We start from the raw sequence: 19,437 nt of genomic DNA, 5'->3' as shown, positions 1-19,437 counted from the left end.
CTTCTAAGAGCCGGGGCCCGGCGCTGGGCCTACGCCTCGGGCCAGGCGTCGCCCCAGGCGGCGTCCCGCGCCTCCCGGTAGAGGGCCCCGTGCCGCTTCGTCACGGTCTCCCGGCGCAGCGCGCCCTGAGCCTCGCACAGGTCGAGGAGGACCTGGCCCTTGCGGATCTGCGGCTTGCGGACGACGCGGCGGGGCGCGGGCGCGAGGCCCTCGGCCGCGGGTCCGGTGGCGCGGACCGCGGCGACGTACGCGAACTTCTCGTCCTCGTACGCCAGGGAGCCGCCCTTGACCTTGCGGTGCAGGGAGGAGCGGCTGACCCGGGCGGAGAAGTGGCACCAGTCGCTGCCGGGCACGATCGGGCAGGTGTCGCTGTGCGGGCAGGGCGCGGCCACCCGGAACCCGGCGGCGACGAGCCGCTCCCGGGCCTGAAGGACGCGGGCGTAGCCGTCCGGGGTGCCGGGCTCCACCACGACCACGGCGTCGGTGGCGGCACGGGCGGCGACGTCGACGACCCAGGCCCGGTCCTCGCCGGTGAGCTCGCCGAGGACGTACGAGATGGTGACGAGGGCGGTGGGCGCCACGGTGAGCGACGCGCCGATGCGGGCGCGCTGCCACTGGGCCGCGGCCAGGCCGGGGTGCGCGGCGGCCAGCTCGCGCCCCAGGTCCAGGGCGGGTTCGGCCCAGTCCATGACGGTGACGGGCCGCTCCCCCGGCCAGGTGGCGCTGACCGCCCAGGTGGCGGCGCCCGTGCCGCCGCCGATGTCGGTGTGCCCGGCGGGGGCCCAGCCCTCGGGGGCCGCGGCGGCCAGCGCCCGCAGGGCGGAGTGCACGGCCTCGAAGGTGGCGGGCATCCGGTACGCCGCGTACGCCGTGACGTCGGCGCGGTCCCGCAGGACGGGGGCCTCGGTCGGGGTGGCGCCCCGGTAGTTCGCGATCAGCCGGTCCACCGCCTGGGCCGCGGCGCGCGGAGGGAGGTCCTCCAGCAGGTCGGCGAGGGCGGTGCGGAGGGTCTCGGCGGGGGAAAGGTGGTCGTGCACCTGTCGATTTTAGACACCGGGGCGGGGAGGCCCGGCGCCCCGGCGGGTCACCGGGGGCACAGCGCGCGGGCCAGGGTGGTGGCCGCCCGGGCGCGCGGGGCGTTGGCGGGGGGCCGCCGCCGGGGGTGGACCGTATTGGCCAGGAGGACCAGGAAGGTGTCCGTGGCCCGGTCGAGCACCAGGGAGGTGCCGGTGAAGCCGGTGTGCCCGGCCGCGCCACGGCCCGCGAGCTCCCCCATGAACCACGGCTGGTCGACGGCGAAGCCGAGCCCGGGCGGCGCCAGCATCAGGTCGACGGAGGCGGGCCCCAGGACGCGGGCGGAGCCGTACGCGCCGCCGCACAGCAGCGCGCGGCAGAACACGGCGAGGTCCCGCGCGGTGGAGAAGAGCCCGGCGTGGCCCGCCACGCCGCCGAGCGCCCACGCGTTCTCGTCGTGGACCTCGCCGCGCAGCAGGCCCCGGTCGGCCTTAGCCCAGGGCCCGCGCTGGTCCTCGGTGGCGGCCGCGCCGGGGCAGGGCCCGAAGGCGGTGGCGGCCATGCCGAGCGGCCGGGTGATGCCGTCGCGGACGAGCACGTCGAGGGGGTGTCCGGTGACGCGGTGCAGGACGTGCTGGAGGAGCAGCAGGTTCAGGTCGGAGTAGAGGTAGGTGCCCGGCGGGCCCGAGGGCGCCTCGGCGCGCAGCGCCCGCAGCCGCGCGGCCGCGTCGGGCAGGTCGTACAGCGGCAGCTCGGGCCGCAGCCCGGACGTGTGGGTGAGGAGCTGGCGCACGGTGGTCCCGTGCGCGGCGGCGCCCGTGAACTCGGGGACGTACGTCCCGACCGGCTCGTCGAGCCCGAGGGTGCCGCGCTCCAGCTGCTGCACGGCCGCCACGGTGGTGAACAGCTTGGTGAGCGAGGCCAGGTCGAAGGGCGTGTCCACGGTCATCGGCACCCGCCGCCCGGCCGGCAGCTCGACGCCCGCGTCGGCCCGCTCGTCGTACGCGGCGTACCGCACCGCCCAGCCCGCCGCCTCGGCCACGGCGATCACCGGGCCGCGCCCGGCGAGGACCACGGCGCCCGCGCACCACGGCCGCGGGCCGCGCGTCAGCTCCCGTACGTCGTGGACGAGGCGGGCGAGGGCGTCGGGGTCGAGTCCGGCGCGGTCCGCGGCGCCCGGGCGCAGGACCCGGGGCGGCGTCAGCGGTCCGCCCCCTCCGGCTCCTCCTGAGTACTGGTGCTCCGCTGCCACGGGCGGCACAGTCCCACGAAGCAGCCGATGGCCGCCAGCCCGCACGCCAGCTGGACCACGGCCATCGGCACTGCGGTCTTCTCGCCCGCGATGCCGACGAGCGGCGAGGCGATCGCGCCGATCAGGAAGGAGGAGGTGCCGAGCAGCGCGGAGGCCGACCCGGCGGCGTGCTTGGTGCGCATCAGCGCGAGGGCGTTGGTGTTGGGCATGGCCAGGCCCATCGCCGACATCAGGACGAAGAGCCCGGCGGCCACTCCGGCGAGGCCTACGTCACCGAAGACGCCGCTGGTCATCAGCAGCAGCGCGGTCGCGGCGAGCGTGATCACCACGAGCCCGAAGCCGAGCGCCTTGTCGAGGCTGACCCGGCCCACGAGCAGCTTGCCGTTGATCTGGCCGACGACGATCAGGCCGACGGAGTTCACGCCGAACAGGAGGCTGAAGGTCTGCGGCGAGGCTCCGTAGATCTCCTGGATGACGAACGGGGACGCGGAGATGTACGCGAACAGGGCGGCGAAGGCGAAGCCGCCCGCGACCATGTAGCCGGTGAAGACGCGGTCCCCGAGGAGCCCGCGCATGGTGCGCAGCGCCTCGGCGGTGCCGCCGCCGTGCCGGTCCCCGGGGGCGAGGGTCTCCGGCAGGCTGCGCCACACGAGCAGCGTCAGGGCGACGCCCACGACGGTCAGGACGACGAAGATGCCGCGCCAGTCCGTCAGGCGCAGCACCTGGCCGCCGATGAGCGGCGCGACGACGGGGGCGACGCCGGAGATCAGCATCAGCGTGGAGAAGAACCGGGCCATCTCCACGCCGTCGTACAGGTCGCGCACCACGGCCCGCGCGATCACGATCGCGGCGGCGCCCGCGAGGCCCTGGAGCAGGCGGAAGGCGATGAGCAGCTCGGCGGTCGGGGCGAACGCGCAGATCGCCGTCGCGAGGACGTAGACGAGCAGTCCGGTCAGGAGCGGGCGGCGCCTGCCCCACTTGTCGCTCATCGGCCCCACGACCAGCTGGCCGAGCGCCATGCCCATGAGGCAGGCGGTGAGGGTGAGCTGGATGGTGGCGGCCGGGGCGTGCAGGGCGTCGGTGACCTCCGGCAGGGCCGGGAGGTACATGTCCATGGAGAGCGGGGGCATGGCGGTGAGGCCGCCGAGGATGAGCGTGACGAGGGCCCCTGTCGCGATGCGGCGGGCGGCGGGGTCCTGGGGCCCCGCCGCCTCCCGTATCTGTCCCTCTGCCTGTGTCTCCGCCATCGCGCCCCTCCCGGTAGTTGTCGTGTCCCCCTATCGTCGCAGGCCCTGCCGGGCGGCCCCCAATCCCGCCCCTTCCCGAACAAGGGGGCTCCGCCCCCTTGGACCCCGAAAACGGCGCTTCGCGCCTCGTCCTCAAACGCCGGACGGGCTGAAAGATCCAGCCCCTCCGGCGTTTGAGGAGCGGGGGTCTGGGGGCGGAGCCCCCAGGAAGCGGGGTGCTACGCCGGGTGCAGGCCCGGGTTGCCCGCCTCCGTGACGAAGGACGCGGCCGTCGCGAGAGGGGCGCCCGGCGTGGTGACGGCGGAGACCGTCTTGAAGTCGGCGCGGGCCTCGTCGCGGCCCAGGGCCACGGTCACGTAGCCGCGGCGGCCGTTGTAGAACTTCAGGTGGGGATTGGCCTTGGTGTACGTCTCCCAGTTGGCGGGCCGCTCCGCGCCGTCCTTGCCGCTGGCGATGGACGTCGCGACGATCTCCGTGCCGAGGATCTTCGACGACGGCTTGTCGAAGTCGTCGAGGATGTCGAAGGCGTAGCCGACGTGCACGTCACCGGTGAGGACCATGAGGTTCTCGACGTCGGCGGCCTTCGCCCCGTCGAGGACCCGCTGCCGCGAGGCCGCGTAGCCGTCCCACGCGTCCATGCTGACCTTGGCGACGGGGTTCAGGTCGAGCTTGCGCTGGGAGAAGGTGACCTGCTGCGGGACGACGTTCCACAGGGCGCGCGAGCGGCGCCAGCCGTCGATGAGCCAGCGCTCCTGGCCGGCCCCGGTGATGGTCCGCTTGGGGTCGAGCGACTCGGGCCCGGGCACGTGCGCCCCGTCGCCGTAGGCCTGGTCGGACCGGTACTGCCGGGTGTCGAGGATGTCGAACTGGGCGAGGCGGCCCCACTGGAGGCGGCGGTAGAGCTGCATGTCGGGCCCGGCGGGCCGCTGCGGGCGGCGCAGCGGCTGGTTCTCCCAGTACGCGCGGTACGCGGAGGCGCGGCGCAGGAGGAACTCCTCGGGCGGGTTGCCGTTCTCGTCGCGGTCGTCGGCGTAGTTGTTCTCGACCTCGTGGTCGTCCCAGGTGACGACGAAGGGGTGCGCGGCGTGCGCGGCCCGCAGGTCGGGGTCTGACTTGTAGAGCGCGTACCGGCGGCGGTAGTCGTCGAGGGTCTGCGTCTCGCGGTTGAAGACGTCGGGCAGCACGCGGTCGGTGTACTTGCGGGCGCCGCCGACGGAGTTCACGGCGTACTCGTAGAGGTAGTCGCCGAGGTGGAAGACGACGTCGACGTCGTCCTCCGCGAGGTGCTTGTACGCGGTGAAGTAGCCGTCGTGGTACGCCTGGCAGGACACGGCGGCCAGGGTGAGCGCGCCGGCGCGGCCGTGCGCGTGCGGCGCGGTCCGCGTGCGGCCGGTCTCGGAGGTCCACTTGCCGGTGCGGAAGCGGTAGTAGTACGCGCGGTCGGTGTCGAGGTGGTCGACCTGGACGTGCACGGAGTGGTTGAACTCGGGGTGCGCGGTCGCCGTGCCGCGTCTGACGGAGCGGCGGAAGCGGGGGTCGCGGGACAACTCCCACTGGACGGTGACGCGCTCGGCGGGCAGGCCGCCGTCCTCCTCGTACGGCTCGGGCGCGAGGCGGGTCCACAGGAGCACGGAGTCGGGCTGCGGGTCGCCGGACGCGACGCCCAGGGTGAACGGGTCGTCCGAGACGCGTGCGGCGTCGAGCTCGGCGGCGCCCGCGACACCGGCCGTGGGCAGGTTGGTGGCGAAGGCCAGCGCCGCGGCCGCGCCGGTACCGGTCAGGAAGCGACGGCGGCCCAAGTGGCGTGCTGCCGCGCGGAGTTCGGGTGCGTGGTGACCTGAAGCTGACATGTGCCCCTCCCGGACAATGGCTGTACGGTGCATTGGAGTGCCGAGGGACGACGATGGCCTGTCACGTACACAACAGCCATATGTCGAGCAGATGATGTCCGAGTTGCGGACCCTCCCGTACGCTGCGGGGCCATGAACGCAGAGCGAACGGCCTCCCCCAGCGCTTCCCGGACGGACCCTCAGGAGGCCTCCGCGGCAGCTGAGACGGCTGAGAAGGCGACCCCCCAGGCCGCTCCGGACGCCGCCGCGAAGACCGCCGTGGTCACCGGCGCGGGCTCCGGAATCGGCCGTTCCGTCGTCGTGGAACTGCTGCGCGCGGGCTGGTCCGTCGCGCTCGCGGGCCGCCGGGACGACCCGCTGCGCGAGACGGTCGCCCTGGCCGCCGCCGAACAGGGCGACGCCGTCCGCGAACGGGCGCTGTGCGTACGGACCGACGTCTCCGCGCCCGACGACGTCGCCGCGCTCTTCGCCGCCGTGCGCGAGCGGTTCGGGCGGCTGGGCCTGCTCTTCAACAACGCCGGTACGTTCGGGCCCGGCGGCGTCCCCGTCGAGGAACTGCCGTACGACGCCTGGCGCCACGTCGTCGACACGAACCTCAACGGCGCGTTCCTGTGCGCGCAGGCGGCGTTCCGGCAGATGAAGGAGCAGGAGCCGCACGGCGGCCGGATCATCAACAACGGCTCGATCTCCGCGCACGCGCCGCGCCCGCACTCCGTGGCGTACACCGCCACCAAGCACGCCCTCACGGGCCTGACCAAGTCCCTGTCCCTGGACGGTCGTCCGTACCGCATCGCCGTCGGCCAGATCGACATCGGCAACGCGGCGACGGACATGACCGCGCGCATGCGCTCGGGGATCCCGCAGGCCAACGGGGACGTCGCGGTCGAGCCGGTGATGGACGTGGCCGACGTGGCGCGCACGGTGCGGCACATGGCGGAGCTGCCCCTGGAGGCCAACGTCCAGTTCGCCACGGTGCTCGCGACCACGATGCCGTATGTGGGGCGGGGCTGAGGGCCGCACGCCGGGGAGCGCCCTGCAGGGGCGCGGGGCTGTGTCCGTGCGCGGCTCCGCCGCGTGGGCGCGACCAGCCACGACGAGGCCGCAGACGTCCGACGTGATGGCGCGGTACATCCGTACCGCAGCGGATCACCATGCCCACCGGGGCGCGCAACCGCCCTGCGCCGAGCGGCGGATGACGCCCCTACGGATTTCGGACGAGCTGGGGACCAGGCTCTGGCCAACCGCCGGAATCCGCCCTCGGGGCCCGCGGCCAGCCGCTAGGCTCGGCAGCTCTCCACGGAAACTTCACACACGGAGCACACGTTGCGCATTCGTTCGGCGGCCACGGCCGTCCTCGCCGCCACCGCACTCACGGCCCCGCTGCTCGCCGCAGGCCCGGCGACCGCGGCCCCGCGCCACCAGGGCGGCCTGCACCTCGGCTTCATCCAGTACGACAGCCCCGGCCGGGACACCACGGCCCGCGCCTCGGTCAACGGCGAGTGGGTGAACATCCACAACAACAGCCACAGCCCGATCCAGCTCAAGGGCTACCAGCTGAAGGACAACACCAACTACACCTACACCTTCGGCAGCTACAAGATAGGCGCGGGCAAGACCGTCAAGGTCCGCACCGGCAAGGGCACCAACGCCTCCGGCGTGCGCTACTGGGGCCGCAGCTGGCACGTGTGGAACAACACCACCGACAAGGCCCGCCTGATCAAGCCGAACGGCTCGCAGCTCGACTCCTGCTCCTGGACCACCCGCGACGGGGGCTCCAAGAACTGCCACTGATCCCGCACGGGCTCACGCGCACATCCGCGTGCGGCCGGGAATGCCCCCGGCCGCACGCGGGTTATCGTGCGGCATGAGCACATCAGACCAGCACGCCCTGACCACCGACGTCCTGCGTTACACCGCCTTCGCCACCGACCCCGACGGGGGCAACCCGGCCGGAGTCGTCCTCGACGCCGACGGGCTCGACGACGCGCGGATGCTCGCGATCGCCGCGGACCTCGGCTACAGCGAGACGGCGTTCCTGACACCTGGGCCCGCCGGTCTCGAACCCGAGGGCCGCGCCTTCACCGTGCGCTACTTCAGCCCGCAGACGGAGGTCCCCTTCTGCGGCCACGCCACCGTGGCGACGGCGGTCGCCCTCGCCGAACTCCACGGGCCCGGCGACTTCACGTTCGCGACCCAGGCCGGCACCGTGCCGATCACCGTCACGGCGGTCGACGGGGTGCTGCGCGCCACCCTGACCAGTGTCGAGCCGAAGGTGAGCGAGGCCGCCGCGGCCGACGTCACCGAGGCCCTCGCCGCCCTCGGCTGGGCGGCGGGCGACCTCGACGCGCAGCTGCCGCCGCGGATCGCCTACGCGGGCGCCCGGCACCTGGTCATCTCGGCGGCCACGCGCGAGCGGCTCGCCGACCTGGACTACGACTTCGAGCGGCTGAGGTCCCTGATGCTGCGGCTCGACGTGGTGACGGTCCAGCTGGTCTGGCGGGAGACCCCGTCCGTCTACCACGTACGGGACCCGTTCCCCGTCGGCGGCGTCGTCGAGGACCCGGCGACCGGCGCGGCAGCGGCGGCGTTCGGCGCCTACGCGCGCGAACTCGGCCTGGTGCCCGCCGCGGCGGAGCTGACCCTGCACCAGGGCGTGGACATGGGGCGCCCCGGGGTCCTCACGGTGACGCTGCGCGAGGGGGACACCCGGGTGCGCGTGTCGGGCGCGGCGGTGCGCATCCCGGCCTGATCGGGAGCGGCACCCTCCGGTCCCGGTTCAGGCCTGTCCGGTCTCGAACCGGGACACCTTCCCGCCGTCCACCGTGAACGTCCACTTGGTGCGCATCGCGCCCCAGGTGTCGTTGCGGTAGTTGGCCACGAGGGCGCGGCCGCCGTCCGCCTCCGACTCGACGTCCATGTGGCCGCCGGACGAGAACGCCTCGCGGTCGAGCCACTCCATGAGGTTCCGGTCGGAGCCGTCGTCGGACATGGTCGCGTCGGGTGTGAGCAGGTTCGTCAGTGCGGTCCTGTCGCCCGCGTTCAGGGCGGTGACGAAGTCCCTGACCGTCGGGTCGCTGAGCTGGTTCACCGGAATGGTCATGCGTCCACGGTCACACCGCCGCGCCCGACCCGCCACCGGCACCCGCACGCTCCGTGACCAGGGCGCTGGACGGTGCCGCTCACGGCAGGGGTTCCAGCCCCTCCGGCGTTTGAGGAGCGGGGGTCTGGGGGCGGAGCCCCCAGGAGGCGCGCCCGGGGAGCCGCCGCCGGGCATAAATACCGCGCACCGGGCGCCCATGAACGCATAGCGTGCCCCACCATGACCTCCACAGACGCCCCGCCCCGCCTCACCCGCCTCACCTTCCACGGCCCCCTGTCCGAGGCGCGGGCCACCCGCATCGTGGCGCGGGCCGCCGAGGCCCTGACGGCCGCGGACCGGCCCACCGTGCTCGACCTCGGCTGCGGCTGGGGCGAGCTGACGCTGCGCCTCCTCGAGGCCGCGCCCGCCGCCACCGCCGTCGGGGTCGACCTGAACGAGGAGGACCTGGAGCGGGGCCGGGCCCTGGCCCGGGCCAGGGGGCTCGCGGACCGCGTGGAGTTCGCGGCCGAGTCGGCCACGGACACCGCGCGCGGCCCGGCCGACGTCGTGCTCTGCCTCGGCTCCGCCCACACCCTGCGCCCGGCCGACGCCGCGCCCCCGCACACCGCCGACGCGCTGCGCGCCCTGCGCCGCCTGGTGCGCCCCGGCGGGCGCGTCGTCCTCGGCGAGGGCTTCTGGGAGCGCACGCCGACGGCGGCGGAGCTGGCCGCGATGTGGCCGGGCGCCCGCGCCGACGAGCATCTGCGCCTGGGCGACCTGACGGACGCGGCGGTCGCCGCGGGCTTCCGGCCGATGTGGGTGGAGACGGCGAACGCCGAGGAGTGGGAGGAGTTCGAGTCGGCGTACCTGGCGGACACCGAGGTCTGGCTCGCCGCCAACGCGGGACATCCGCGCGCGGCCCAGGCCCGCGAGCGCGCGGACCGGCACCGCGGGACCTGGCTGCGCGGCTACCGCGGCCTGCTCGGCATCGCCTATCTGACGCTCGTGCCCGTGGACTAGCCCGGCGCTAGCCCCGGCCGAACCAGTGCTCGGCCAGCGCGTCGAGGGTCGGCTCGGGCGGGGCGGGCAGCTCGCGCAGGTACCGGGGCAGGTTGCTGTAGACGTGCAGCAGCGTGTGGGCGAGGAGTCGGCGGGGCTCGAAGGCGCGGCCGTACGCCGTGGTGAGGCGGGCCAGGAGGCGGGGGTCGGCGCGCGTGACGTAGAGGCCGACGGCCACGAAGTCGTACGCCGGGTCGCCGATCATCGCGGGCTCGAAGTCGAAGAGCCCGGTGAGCTCCCAGCGGCCGTCCGGCGCGGGCGCGGCGAGCAGGTGCTCGCGCATGAACTCGGTGTGCAGCAGGGCGCGCCGGGCCCCGGCGGCGGGCGGCTCCCCCGCGCCCTCCCCCGCGCCCGCCACCGCGTCGAGGAAGTCCGGAATCTGCTCCAGCCAGTGCTCGGGGAGGTGCCGCGCGCGCTGCCGCTCGACGGCGCCCGCGCGCTGCCGGGCCAGGAACGCGTCCCAGTCGCCGGGCCCGAGGGCGTCCGCGAGCGGCGCGTGGTCCAGGGCGTGCAGCGCGGCGAGCGTCCGCCCGGCCCGCTCCACGAGCCGCTCCCGGTCGGCCCCGGGCACGCGCGGCCAGGCGTGGTGCAGCCCCTCGCCGGGGAGCCGGGACATCAGGACGTAGCGCCAGCCGTTCTCGTACGCGCCGAAGGAGTGGACCCGGGGGGTCGCGACGGGCAGGCGGCCGTGCACGTGGGCGAGGACGCGGGCCTCGGTGACGCCGTCGTCGGCCGCGGCGGCGGGGAAGAGCTTGAGCACGAGGTCGTCGCCGACGGCGTAGACGGGCTGGGAGCCTTCGCGGAAGCGGGTCAGCGGCGCCCCCGCGACGCCGAGCCGGGCGCACAGGTCCGCCGCGCCGGGCCGCATCACGGCCTCGTCCGGGACGATCGCGTCCCACTCCTCGTCGGTGCGTACGGGGGGCAGCATGATCGGAACGGTAGGCAGGCGCGGGCGCGGCGGCAACGGGATTTGCGGGTGGGGGCGCCGCCGCCCGCCGTCCGGGCGGCGGCGCCCCTGCGGGGCGTCGAACCTGCGAGGCGGTCAGAAGACGAACGGCCCCGGCTTCTGCTCGGACGTGGCGTTGCAGGTCACGGTGATGCCGAAGACGACGACCTTGAGGGACTTGGCCGAGAGCCTGTCGCCGGAGGCGACGGTGCCCTTGAGCGGGCCGCTGGAGATGGGGCTGCCCGCGGGGATGGCCGGGTTGGCGCGGCCGGTGAAGGTGGTGGTGCCGGTGCCGTTCTTGGTGAGGGTGAGGGTGGAGTTGACCGCGCCCGCGCCGACGTTGACCGGCGCGGTGATCGCGGACGTGGAGAGCTCGATGGTGGCGCTGGTGCCGTTCTGCGTGGCCTTGAGGGTCGCCGCGCCCGAGCCGAACGAGCCGCACTCGAAGTCGAGGGTCGCCGTCGTCGGGTCCACGGCGGTCGCGGTGGGGGAGAGCGCGAGGGCGCTCAGCGTGAGCGCCGCGGTGCCGAGTGCCGAACAGAGGGCGAGTCTGCCGTGCCGCATGGAATGACCTGCCTTCGCATGGGGGGAGTGTGGGGTGCCGACTCGCTGAACACGCCCCCGCACCACGGCGGCTGACGGTGCGTCAGCGAATTGGGTTGGGGGCATTGAGACACGCTCCCCCTGAGGTCACAAGGGACGCCTTCTTGATTTTTGACATGTCACGACCAAAACCGGTCGAGCCGCTGGCGCCTTTCACTGCGCCACCTGGCGCACGCGCCGGAGTGAATGCCATGAACGCGCCCCGTCGTGCGATGAACACACCGGTGAACGGCTACCATCGCCAGGACCGTCGAGGCGGCGCACCGCTCCCCCGGCCGCGGCCGCACCGCCCCGACCACCCCTGCGACCCGATCTGGAGGGCTCCCCGTGTCCGAACCGCGCCTGGGTGTGGCCATCGTGACCATGGGCAACCGCCCCAAGGACGTCGACGCCCTCCTGGAGTCCATCGCCAAGCAGGACGTCCCGCCCACCCGGGTCGTCGTCGTGGGCAACGGCACCGAGCTGCCGGACTTCCCCGCCCACCCCGGCGAGGTCACCACGATCGCGCTCGACGAGAACCTGGGCTGCCCCGGCGGCCGCAACGTCGCCCTGCGGCGGCTGCGCGAGTTCGGCGACGTGGACGTGGCGATCGAGCTCGACGACGACGGGCTGCTCGTCGACCCCGACGTGTTCCGCACCGTCCGGCGCCTGTTCGCCGAGGACCCGCGCCTCGGCGTCGTCGGCTTCCGCATCGCCGACGAGCACGGCGAGACCCAGCGCCGCCACGTGCCGCGCCTGCGCGCCAAGGACCCGATGCGCCGGGGCCTGGTCACGTCCTTCCTCGGCGGCGGCCACGCCTTCTCCATGGAGATGCTGGAGCGGACCGGCGACTGGCCCGCCGACTTCTTCTTCACCCACGAGGAGACCGACCTCGCCTGGCGCGCGCTCGACGACGGCTGGAAGGTCCTGTACGAACCGGCACTGCTGCTCCAGCACCCCAAGACGTCCCCCGCCCGGCACGCCGTCTACTACCGCATGACGGCCCGCAACCGCGTCTGGCTGGCCCGGCGCCGCCTCCCGCTGCCGCTCGTCCCCCTCTACCTCGCGGTGTGGACCCTGCTCACGCTCCTGCGCACCCGCTCCCTCGGCGGCCTGCGCGCCTGGGCGGGCGGCTTCGTCGAGGGCCTGCGCACCTCGTGCGGCGAGCGGCGGCCGATGCGCTGGCGCACGGTGTGGCTGATGACGAAGCTGGGGCGCCCGCCCCTCATCTGACCGCCCTTCGTCTGACCGCCCCCGGCCACGGCCCCGCCGGACCTGACTACGGCAGGAACGCCCAGACGAACGCCCCCAGGATCGGCAGCACCAGGACGTCCGTCCACTCCACCCGCAACCGCCGCCGCACCGGCGCCGACGCCGCGCCCTCGGCCCGCCGCACCGCCTGCCGCAGCTCGCGCCGCGCGGCCTCGGCCCTGCGCCCGTCGAACACCGAGCGCGTCATCGCCCACGGAAGCACCGTGCCGATGCCCTCGACGTGCAGCGCCCCGCCCCGGCCCGCCCGGCCGAGCAGCCGCACGTCGGCCAGGCACGCCTCGTACACGAAGAACGGGTTGCGGACCACGAGCCGCTTCTCGTCCCACGCCACGGACGGCGTGAGACCGGTGCGGACGAGGGCCCAGGTCACCCCGGCGGGCAGGGCCAGGGCCAGGGCGACGTCCCAGGCGTCGCGCGGCCCCTCGCCGCCGAAGAGGAACTGGGCGGCGACGAGCGCCATCATCGCGACGATCGCCCACGAGGCCCGTCGCACGGGCCGGTTGGTGTAGTGCATGTGTCTGTACGCCTCATCCTCTCGGTGCCCGGCGGGGGCGCCGCGCGCGGCGCGGCGCCCCCTGACCGGGCGGGACTGCCGCTAGCAGTACCGCAACTTCCAGCTCATCCCGCAGGTGAGCGTGCCCGTCCACGCGTTGCCCGCGTAGCCCCACGCCGTCCTGCGGTAGGAGAACCGCTTGGCGTGCCGCCCGCGGCCCGCGGCGTGCCTGCCGCCCCGGGAGAAGCCCTTGCTGGACTTCCACCAGGAGCCCGCGGCGAAGCGGCCCGCGCCGACGCCCACGGCGGTCCAGGCCGCCGACTTGGCCGTCGACCGCCAGTACTTCTTCGTCCGCCACTTGCCGCCGCGCCCGTCGGCGGCGGACGTCGCGGCGAACACCGCGACGCTCGCGATCGCGCAGGTGCCCGCCGAGGCGACGATGCACGCCGCCGTCGCGCCGTACCCGGCGTACGTACGCCAGTTCTTGCGGACGTTGCGGCCGACCCGCTTGAGGCCGCGCTTGACCTTCTTCCACCACTTGCCGTCGAGGTCGAAGCGGTTGACGGGGTCGCCGCCCACGTACTCGTAGGCGTTGTTGCCGCCGCCGTAGACCGGGTCGACGGACAGGAAGCGGCCGGTGGCCGGGTGGTACAGGCGCACGCCCATCAGGGTGAGGCCGGTGAGGGTCTCGGCCGAACGCTGCTTGCCGCCCAGCCAGCCGTAGCGGGCCGCGGCCTGGCCCGTGCGCGGGTTGCCGTACTCGTCGGAGTCGAGCGCGACGGGCGCCCGGCTCTGGTCGAGGGGCAACTGGAGCGCCACGTCACCGTGGACGGTGGTGAGCTGGAGCACCGCGCCGCCGGTCCTGTCCGTGGTGGCGGCCAGGTCACCGGAGGCGGAGTCCACCATGCGGGTCAGGGCGCCGGTGGCGGTGTCCTCCACGATCCAGCGGGGGTTGTCGCCGTCGCTGTCGTAGTGGTTGACCTTGGACTGCTCCTTGGCCCAGGAGGAGCCGGAGCCGGACTCGACGGTCCAGGAGCGGAACCGCAGCGCGGCGTCGAGCTGCCAGGTCTGCCGCTTGCCGCCCTCCGTCTGCCGGTGCACCAGGTCGTTGGCGTAGTAGCCGAGCGAACCGTTGCCGGGGGCCGTGGTGGTGCGGCCGAAGGCGTCGTAGGCGTACCCCGGGTCGACGAGCCGGTCGGCGCTGTCGTAGGCGTGCTTGGCGGTGGTGCCTCCCGATGCGGGGCAGTCGGCGCCGGGCGTGCCGGACGCGGTGGTCAGGGACGTGCGGTTGGCACGCGCGTCGAAGCCGTAGGCGCGGCGCGTGCACACCGTCTCCGCGGTGTCCTCGACGGTGGTCAGCCGCCCCGTGGCGTCGTAGCGGTAGCTCTGCCCCGACCAGCCCGCGTGCTCGGTGACCTGACCGTGGACCGACTTGGTCACGGTGTCGGAGTAGACGGTCGTGCCGTCGCTGTCCCGCGTGTACGTGCGGTCCGTGACCGCGCCCGCGGTGTCCTCGGTCTGCGTGAGGGTGTAGCCGCCGGGCAGCTGCTCACTCGCCACGGAGCCGTCGGCGTCGTACGTGGCCCGGAACGTGCCCGCGACGGAGTCGACGGTCTTCGTGGCCAGGCCGCGGGGCTCGGCCGCGGTGTCGTAGGTGTACGTGACGGTGGACGGCGCCGTGTCGGTGACCTTCACCGGGCGGCCGAGCAGGTCGTACTCGGTGGTGGTGGTGCCGCCGTCGGCGTCGGTGTAGGCGACCTGGCGGCCCAGCCTGTCGAACGTCTTGGTGAGGCTGCCGCCCGTGGGCGACGTCGTCCGCACGGCCTGTCCGGTGGCCGGGTCGTACTCGGTCGTGGACTGGGGGACCTGCTCGCCCGTGCCGCCGGTCACGGCCACCTTGGTCTGGCGGCCCGCGTCGTCGTACGTGGTCGTGGTCGTGCGGGTCACGCCGTTCGCGGTCTCGGTGACCTTCGCGGGGCTCCCCCACCAGTCGTACTCGGTGGTGGACGTCGGCAGCTCCTTGGGCTGGCTGCCGCCGCCGGTGACGTCGCCGCCGGGCGCGACCTCGCAGACCAGGTCGGCCCACTCCGGGCGCCCGGCGCAGCGGCCGCTGCCCGTCGCCGACCAGTAGGTGGTCACGCGGGTCCCGGCGTCCGAGCCGTTCGCGCCCGGCAGGAGCTGCTTGACGACCCGGCCCTGCGCGTCGTACTCGGTGGTCGTGGTGAGCGCGAGCCCGCCCGGGTCCTGGATCGTCTTCGCGGGCTGGCCCTTGGCCCAGTCGAACACCGTCTGCGTCACGCGGCTCTCGCCGAGGACGCCCGGGTGCTCACGGACCTCGGCACCCGTCGTGACCTTGGTGACCTGGTCCTTGACCTTGGCGGTGCCGTCCGAGGGGCGCCCGGCGTCGTACTCGTTGAGGGTCCTGCCGCGCGCGGCGACCGACGTGCCCGCCGGGACCAGGGTGGTGGCGCCCGACTTCAGGTCGGCCGTCAGGTCGACGCGCCGCAGCGGGCCGAGCTCCTCCAGCTTGCGGGTGCCGCTGTCGTTGTACAGGGAGCGGGTGGCGAGCAGGTCGGCGCGCTCCGCCGGGGTGAGTCCGGCCAGGCCCAGGTCGGCCTGGACGGCCTTGTCGGCGGCGGTCAGGCCCAGGGCGACCGCGCGGTTGGCCGCGCTCAGTTCGCGCACCGTGTTGCCGAAGCGGTCGGACTCGGTGGTGGTGAGGTGCCCGCCGGGCGTCGCCGTGTTGACCTCGCGGCCCGACACGCCCAGGTAGTGCACGTCGGCCCGCCGGTACGCGGCCGGGGCCAGCTCGTCGCCGGAGTGCGCGGACGGCACGGCGTCGGCGGGGAGCACCGCCGCCGCGTCCGTCGGGGCGTCGAGCTGCCCCCACGTCTTCACGTCGGCCGCGCCCATCTTGTACGGGGCCTTGGCGCCGGTCAGCGGCACGTCGTAGACGACGGCGGTGCTCGCGGTGCCCTCCTGCGTGCCGGTGGTGCCCGGCTTCAGGCCGGAGCGGGACGCCTTCAGGAGCATGCCCTCACCGGCGGTGGCGGTGCTGCCCGCCTTGCCGTACGTGAACGTCCAGGGCAGTTCGCCGGGCGGGGTGTACGTGGTGACCCGGCCCGCGGCGTCGTAGTCGTAGGCGGACTTGAGGGCCGGGCTGATCTGCGGGTTCCAGGCCTGGCGCAGCCGGCCGGCGCCGTCGTAGGCGTACTTCTGGACGGACTTGGCGGTGGCCTCGGCGGCGCCGGGGGCGGTGGCCCACAGCCGCAGCTCCTTGACCCGGCCCTCGTGGTCGCCGAAGGAGTCGCCGGAGGCGGTCGTGCGGTCCGCGTACACGAACTCCAGGACGCGGCAGCCCTTGGTCGCCGGAGTCGCGGTGCAGGCGGCGGCGGAGGCGGCCGAGGTGGGCGCGACCACGCGCTTGGGGCGGGCCAGCTTCTTGCCGTCGACGGTCACGGACTCGGACACGATGGTCGTCGTCGAGTTGGCGAGCCCGTCGAGGAGCGTGCTGGACACCTGCCAGGTGGTGGCGGCGGCGTCGGTGCGGGTGAACTCGGTGACGGTGCCCTCGGTGTCGGTCAGCGTGAACGACCCGGTGACGCCGCCCTTGAGCGTGAGGTCCTCGGAGCCGGGCTCCGGGATCCACGCGCTCTTGGCCGCGTTCGCGGTGAAGTGGGTCTCCTCGCCCTCGGCGTCGACGACGGCCACGGCCGTCGCGGAGATCTTCCGCAGGTGCGAGAAGTCCGAGTCGGTCAGCTCGGCGGCGGTGCCCGCCACCCACTCCTTGCCGAAGATCGGCGCCTGGTTCTCCTGCTTGGCCCCCTTGTCCGGGGTCCGCGACGAGGCGGTGCGGCTCACCGACAGGTCGAACGCGGAGGCGTCCGTGGCGGACAGGGTGTGGTCACCGGTGAGCAGGTTCACCGAGCCGGGGCCGGTCTCGGCGGTCGCGGCGTCGCTGGCGTTCCGGTCGACGACGACGGCGAGCGGCGCGGTGCTGCCCGTGGCGCCCTTCGGCCCGGTGAAGTCGGCCTTGATCTGCACGCTGCCGTCGGGGTCGACGGTGTCGGTGGCGTTCCACACCAGCTTGTCGCTGCGGCCCTTGGTGAGGGCGACGGGCCAGCCGTCGAGGGCGCTGCCGCCCGCGCTGACGTCCTCGGCGGGGATCCGCACCCAGTCGTCGGCCTCGGCGCGGCGCCACGAGAAGGACACCTCGTCGAAGGTGTCGCCGTCGGCCTCGGCGAGCAGCGGCAGGCGCCGCGCGGTGCGCTCGCCGTCGGACGGCTGCACGAAGCCGCCGGGACCGGCGTGGAAGGTGTACTCGACGGCCTCGGACTTGTTGTCGGCCTTGTCGACGGCGCGTACCTGAAGGGTGTGCGTGCCGTCCTTCGGCGGGGTGACGGAGATGTTCTTCGCCGCGCTCGCCCCGCCGGTGGGCTCCTTCGTCCAGGTCACGCCGTCCAGGGACCACTCCAGCCAGTTGTGGTCGGAGCCGGGCGGCGTGACGGTGAAGGTGCCGGGCTTGCCCGCGCCCTTCACCCAGGCGTCCTTCGGGTAGTCCGTGGACGTGACCTTCGTGGGCGCGGACGGCGCGGAGGTGTCGACCGTGAAGGTCTTCCACGCCGACCAGCCGGTGTTGTAGTGCGCGTTGTCATAGGGGGACGTACGGAACTTGTACGTCTTTCCGTGTGCGAGCACGCCCGTCGGCACGGTCACCGACGCGACCTGCCCGGACGGCACCCACTTCGACACCAGTACGTTGCCGACCTGCTTGTCGGTGGCGGTGTCGAAGATCTGGAAGGTGCCGTTGACCTTGTCGCCGTCCGCGTCGGTGAAGGTGTCGCGCAGCGTCGGGGTGAGGCTGTTCACCACGTACGCGCCGCCGTAGGAGAAGTACGGCGGGCCCGCCTCCTGCTTGGTGCCGGTGCGCGGCCGGTAGTTGTAGGTGACGGTCAGCTTGGGCGGTCGGGTCGCGGCGTTCGCGGAGTTGACCCGCTTCCACTGCGCGACCACGGTCTCGTTCGCGGCGCGCAGGCCCATGTGGCCGCGGGCGGCCTTCGCCGAGGCCCACTCCTGGACGAGGCCGGTGACGTCGGCGTTGATCCAGCCGTCGGGCGCGGCGGTGCACGCCGGGTTGCCGCGGGTCTCGTTCGACGTCGCCTTCTTCGCGGTCCACGCGGGCTGCGCGGTCCAGCGCGAGGACGTGGACGCGGCTCCGGCGGACCACACCTCCCACGGCTGGGCCTTGCAGTCCTTCTCGTTGGCCGAGTGGAAGTTCCACAGCGACAGCTTCGCGTCCATGACGAGCGCGTCCTGGACCGGCCGGGTGTCCCAGGAGATGAAGGAACGCGCCGTGCGCGGCGTGCCGTTGGCGTTCTTCGTGCCCGGGTTGCCGAAGTCGAGCTCGGTGTCGGTGGACCAGTCCCGGGTCTCGCCCTGCTGGACGTAGGTGTCGAAGACGTTGGCCAGGGCGGAGGTGGACGGGTCGACGGTGACGGGGTACGTGGTCTTCGGGTCGGCGAGGAAGTCCGCGTCAGGGGTGACGACGAGGTCGACGCCGCCCTTGACCTGGACGGCCTTCATCTTCACCGGGGCGCGGCGGGTGTGTTCGCCGGAGACGGGGTCGACGGTGGCGTCCCACATCACGGGCGCGGGCATGACGGCCCGCCGCTGGTCCTTCTTGCCTCGGCGCTCGGTGAAGGTGAGGCTGCCGTCCTTGTGCTGGACGACCTTGAGGCCCTTGGCGCGCAGGGGCAGGGTGTAGCCGTAGTTCCGCTCGGTCGGCCTGCGCTTGATGTCCACGAACTGCTCGAAGCCGGTGCGGGTGGCCTCGACCACCACGTCGGCGCCGGGCACGGCGTTCTCGTACGTGGCGCGGGTGCCGTCCAGCTTCGGCGCGGGCAGACCGCCCTGCCACCGGAGCGTGATGCGCTGCTCGCCCTCGCCGAGGGTGACCAGGTCGCGGGCGGTGCCGTGCTGGTCGATGCGGGCCAGGCGCTTGCCGCCGGGCGCCCCGAGCTCCAGGCCGCGCGGGTGGGCCTTCGGCTCCACCGAGCCGTCGCCGTTCTTCACCAGGTCGAGGTCGACGTCCCGCCACCGGCCGGACTCCTCGTCCTCGAACCGGGTGGGCCCCGCGGTCAGTTCGGTGGTGAGGCTGCCGTTCGGGTTGGCCCAGGTCGTCGACGTCTCGGTGCGCTCCGCCAGGGCCTCGACCCGCTTGCCGTTCAGGCGGGCGGCGACCCGGGCCGACGCGATGTCCGCGGCGGTCGTGGCGGCGGGCTTCGCGGCCTTGTCCGCGGTGGGCTCCGCGGGCGCGGCCGTCGCGGCCTCGGCGCCGTACAGACACGACACGGCCATGAGCAGCGCGAGCCCGGTGGCGATCGCCTTCGGCGCGGGCCCGTCGCCGAACCGGCGGCGTCTTCGGTACCCGGTGTCCTCGGGTACGGGCGCGTGTTCACTGCGGTGGTGCACAGTCTCCCCTTGGTGTGGGTGCGGTGGTGGTGGCTGTGGGGGGGGTGTGGGGTCTGGGCGCGGCACGCGGCGGGGCGCTCGGTGGGGCGCTCGGTGGGGCGCTCGGCCGGGGCGTGTGCGCGGGCGTTTAGGTGGGGCGGGTGCGTGGGCAGCACGGCATCGCCGAGCGGCG

At 74.1% G+C, this 19,437-nt stretch carries 14 protein-coding genes; 5 read left to right on the top strand and 9 right to left on the bottom strand.

Features of this window, described 5'->3' with window-relative positions; genetic code table 11:
- Positions 1–29: 29 nt before the first annotated feature.
- The 4 genes from AC5WAM_RS29470 to AC5WAM_RS29455 all read right to left on the bottom strand — a co-directional run bounded on the left by AC5WAM_RS29470 (position 30) and on the right by AC5WAM_RS29455 (position 5,363).
- Positions 30–1,037, bottom strand: a complete 1,008-nt coding sequence (locus tag AC5WAM_RS29470) for a small ribosomal subunit Rsm22 family protein (protein WP_366796050.1) — start codon at positions 1,035–1,037, stop codon at positions 30–32.
- A gap of 47 nt (positions 1,038–1,084) precedes the next feature.
- Entirely contained in the window at positions 1,085–2,266 is a 1,182-nt protein-coding gene (locus AC5WAM_RS29465) for a serine hydrolase domain-containing protein (protein WP_495519397.1), read from the bottom strand.
- The gene (locus AC5WAM_RS29460; RefSeq protein ID WP_366796052.1) at positions 2,215–3,513 is read right to left on the bottom strand and encodes a multidrug effflux MFS transporter; all 1,299 of its coding nucleotides are present in this window, start codon (positions 3,511–3,513) and stop codon (positions 2,215–2,217) included. Before AC5WAM_RS29460 ends, AC5WAM_RS29465 begins: the two co-directional genes overlap by 52 nt.
- Positions 3,514–3,731: 218 nt before the next feature.
- Positions 3,732–5,363 carry an alkaline phosphatase D family protein gene (locus tag AC5WAM_RS29455; protein ID WP_495519396.1) on the bottom strand — a complete coding sequence of 544 codons (1,632 nt, stop codon included), beginning with the start codon at positions 5,361–5,363 and terminating at the stop codon, positions 3,732–3,734.
- 132 nt (positions 5,364–5,495) lie between these two features.
- On the opposite strand from AC5WAM_RS29455, the gene AC5WAM_RS29450 reads away from it, so the two are divergent.
- From AC5WAM_RS29450 to AC5WAM_RS29440, 3 genes are all read left to right on the top strand, one after another.
- The gene (locus AC5WAM_RS29450) at positions 5,496–6,374 is read left to right on the top strand and encodes an SDR family oxidoreductase (RefSeq protein ID WP_495519395.1); all 879 of its coding nucleotides are present in this window, start codon (positions 5,496–5,498) and stop codon (positions 6,372–6,374) included.
- 312 nt (positions 6,375–6,686) lie between these two features.
- Positions 6,687–7,154 carry a lamin tail domain-containing protein gene (locus AC5WAM_RS29445; protein ID WP_495519394.1) on the top strand — a complete coding sequence of 156 codons (468 nt, stop codon included), beginning with the start codon at positions 6,687–6,689 and terminating at the stop codon, positions 7,152–7,154.
- 73 nt (positions 7,155–7,227) lie between these two features.
- Positions 7,228–8,112 (top strand): PhzF family phenazine biosynthesis protein, encoded by an 885-nt coding sequence (locus tag AC5WAM_RS29440; protein ID WP_495519393.1) that lies wholly within the window; start codon positions 7,228–7,230, stop codon positions 8,110–8,112.
- 27 nt (positions 8,113–8,139) lie between these two features.
- Here the strand turns inward: AC5WAM_RS29440 and AC5WAM_RS29435 are convergent, their stop codons facing one another.
- The gene (locus AC5WAM_RS29435; protein WP_366795617.1) at positions 8,140–8,463 is read right to left on the bottom strand and encodes a nuclear transport factor 2-like protein; all 324 of its coding nucleotides are present in this window, start codon (positions 8,461–8,463) and stop codon (positions 8,140–8,142) included.
- Between the two features lie 219 nt (positions 8,464–8,682).
- Between AC5WAM_RS29435 and AC5WAM_RS29430 the strand changes: the two genes are divergently transcribed.
- Positions 8,683–9,462 carry an SAM-dependent methyltransferase gene (locus tag AC5WAM_RS29430; protein WP_495519392.1) on the top strand — a complete coding sequence of 260 codons (780 nt, stop codon included), beginning with the start codon at positions 8,683–8,685 and terminating at the stop codon, positions 9,460–9,462.
- A gap of 7 nt (positions 9,463–9,469) precedes the next feature.
- Here the strand turns inward: AC5WAM_RS29430 and AC5WAM_RS29425 are convergent, their stop codons facing one another.
- Positions 9,470–10,429, bottom strand: coding sequence for a phosphotransferase family protein (locus AC5WAM_RS29425; RefSeq protein ID WP_495519391.1), 960 nt, complete (start codon positions 10,427–10,429; stop codon positions 9,470–9,472).
- A gap of 114 nt (positions 10,430–10,543) precedes the next feature.
- The gene (locus tag AC5WAM_RS29420) at positions 10,544–11,011 is read right to left on the bottom strand and encodes a hypothetical protein (RefSeq protein WP_138959425.1); all 468 of its coding nucleotides are present in this window, start codon (positions 11,009–11,011) and stop codon (positions 10,544–10,546) included.
- Positions 11,012–11,377: 366 nt separating this feature from the next.
- Here AC5WAM_RS29420 and AC5WAM_RS29415 point away from each other — a divergent pair, with 366 nt between their 5' ends.
- Positions 11,378–12,262, top strand: coding sequence for a glycosyltransferase family 2 protein (locus AC5WAM_RS29415; protein WP_366795614.1), 885 nt, complete (start codon positions 11,378–11,380; stop codon positions 12,260–12,262).
- A gap of 46 nt (positions 12,263–12,308) precedes the next feature.
- On the opposite strand, the gene AC5WAM_RS29410 is transcribed toward AC5WAM_RS29415, so the two are convergent.
- On the bottom strand, positions 12,309–12,815 hold the full coding sequence (locus AC5WAM_RS29410; protein WP_495519390.1) for a hypothetical protein: 507 nt from the start codon (positions 12,813–12,815) through the stop codon (positions 12,309–12,311).
- A gap of 81 nt (positions 12,816–12,896) precedes the next feature.
- Positions 12,897–19,151 (bottom strand): DNRLRE domain-containing protein, encoded by a 6,255-nt coding sequence (locus AC5WAM_RS29405; protein ID WP_495523671.1) that lies wholly within the window; start codon positions 19,149–19,151, stop codon positions 12,897–12,899.
- Positions 19,152–19,437 lie beyond the last annotated feature (286 nt).

The sequence above is a fragment of the Streptomyces sp. JLYT201 genome, from assembly GCF_059448825.1.
This window is presented reverse-complemented; position numbering and strand designations above follow the sequence as displayed.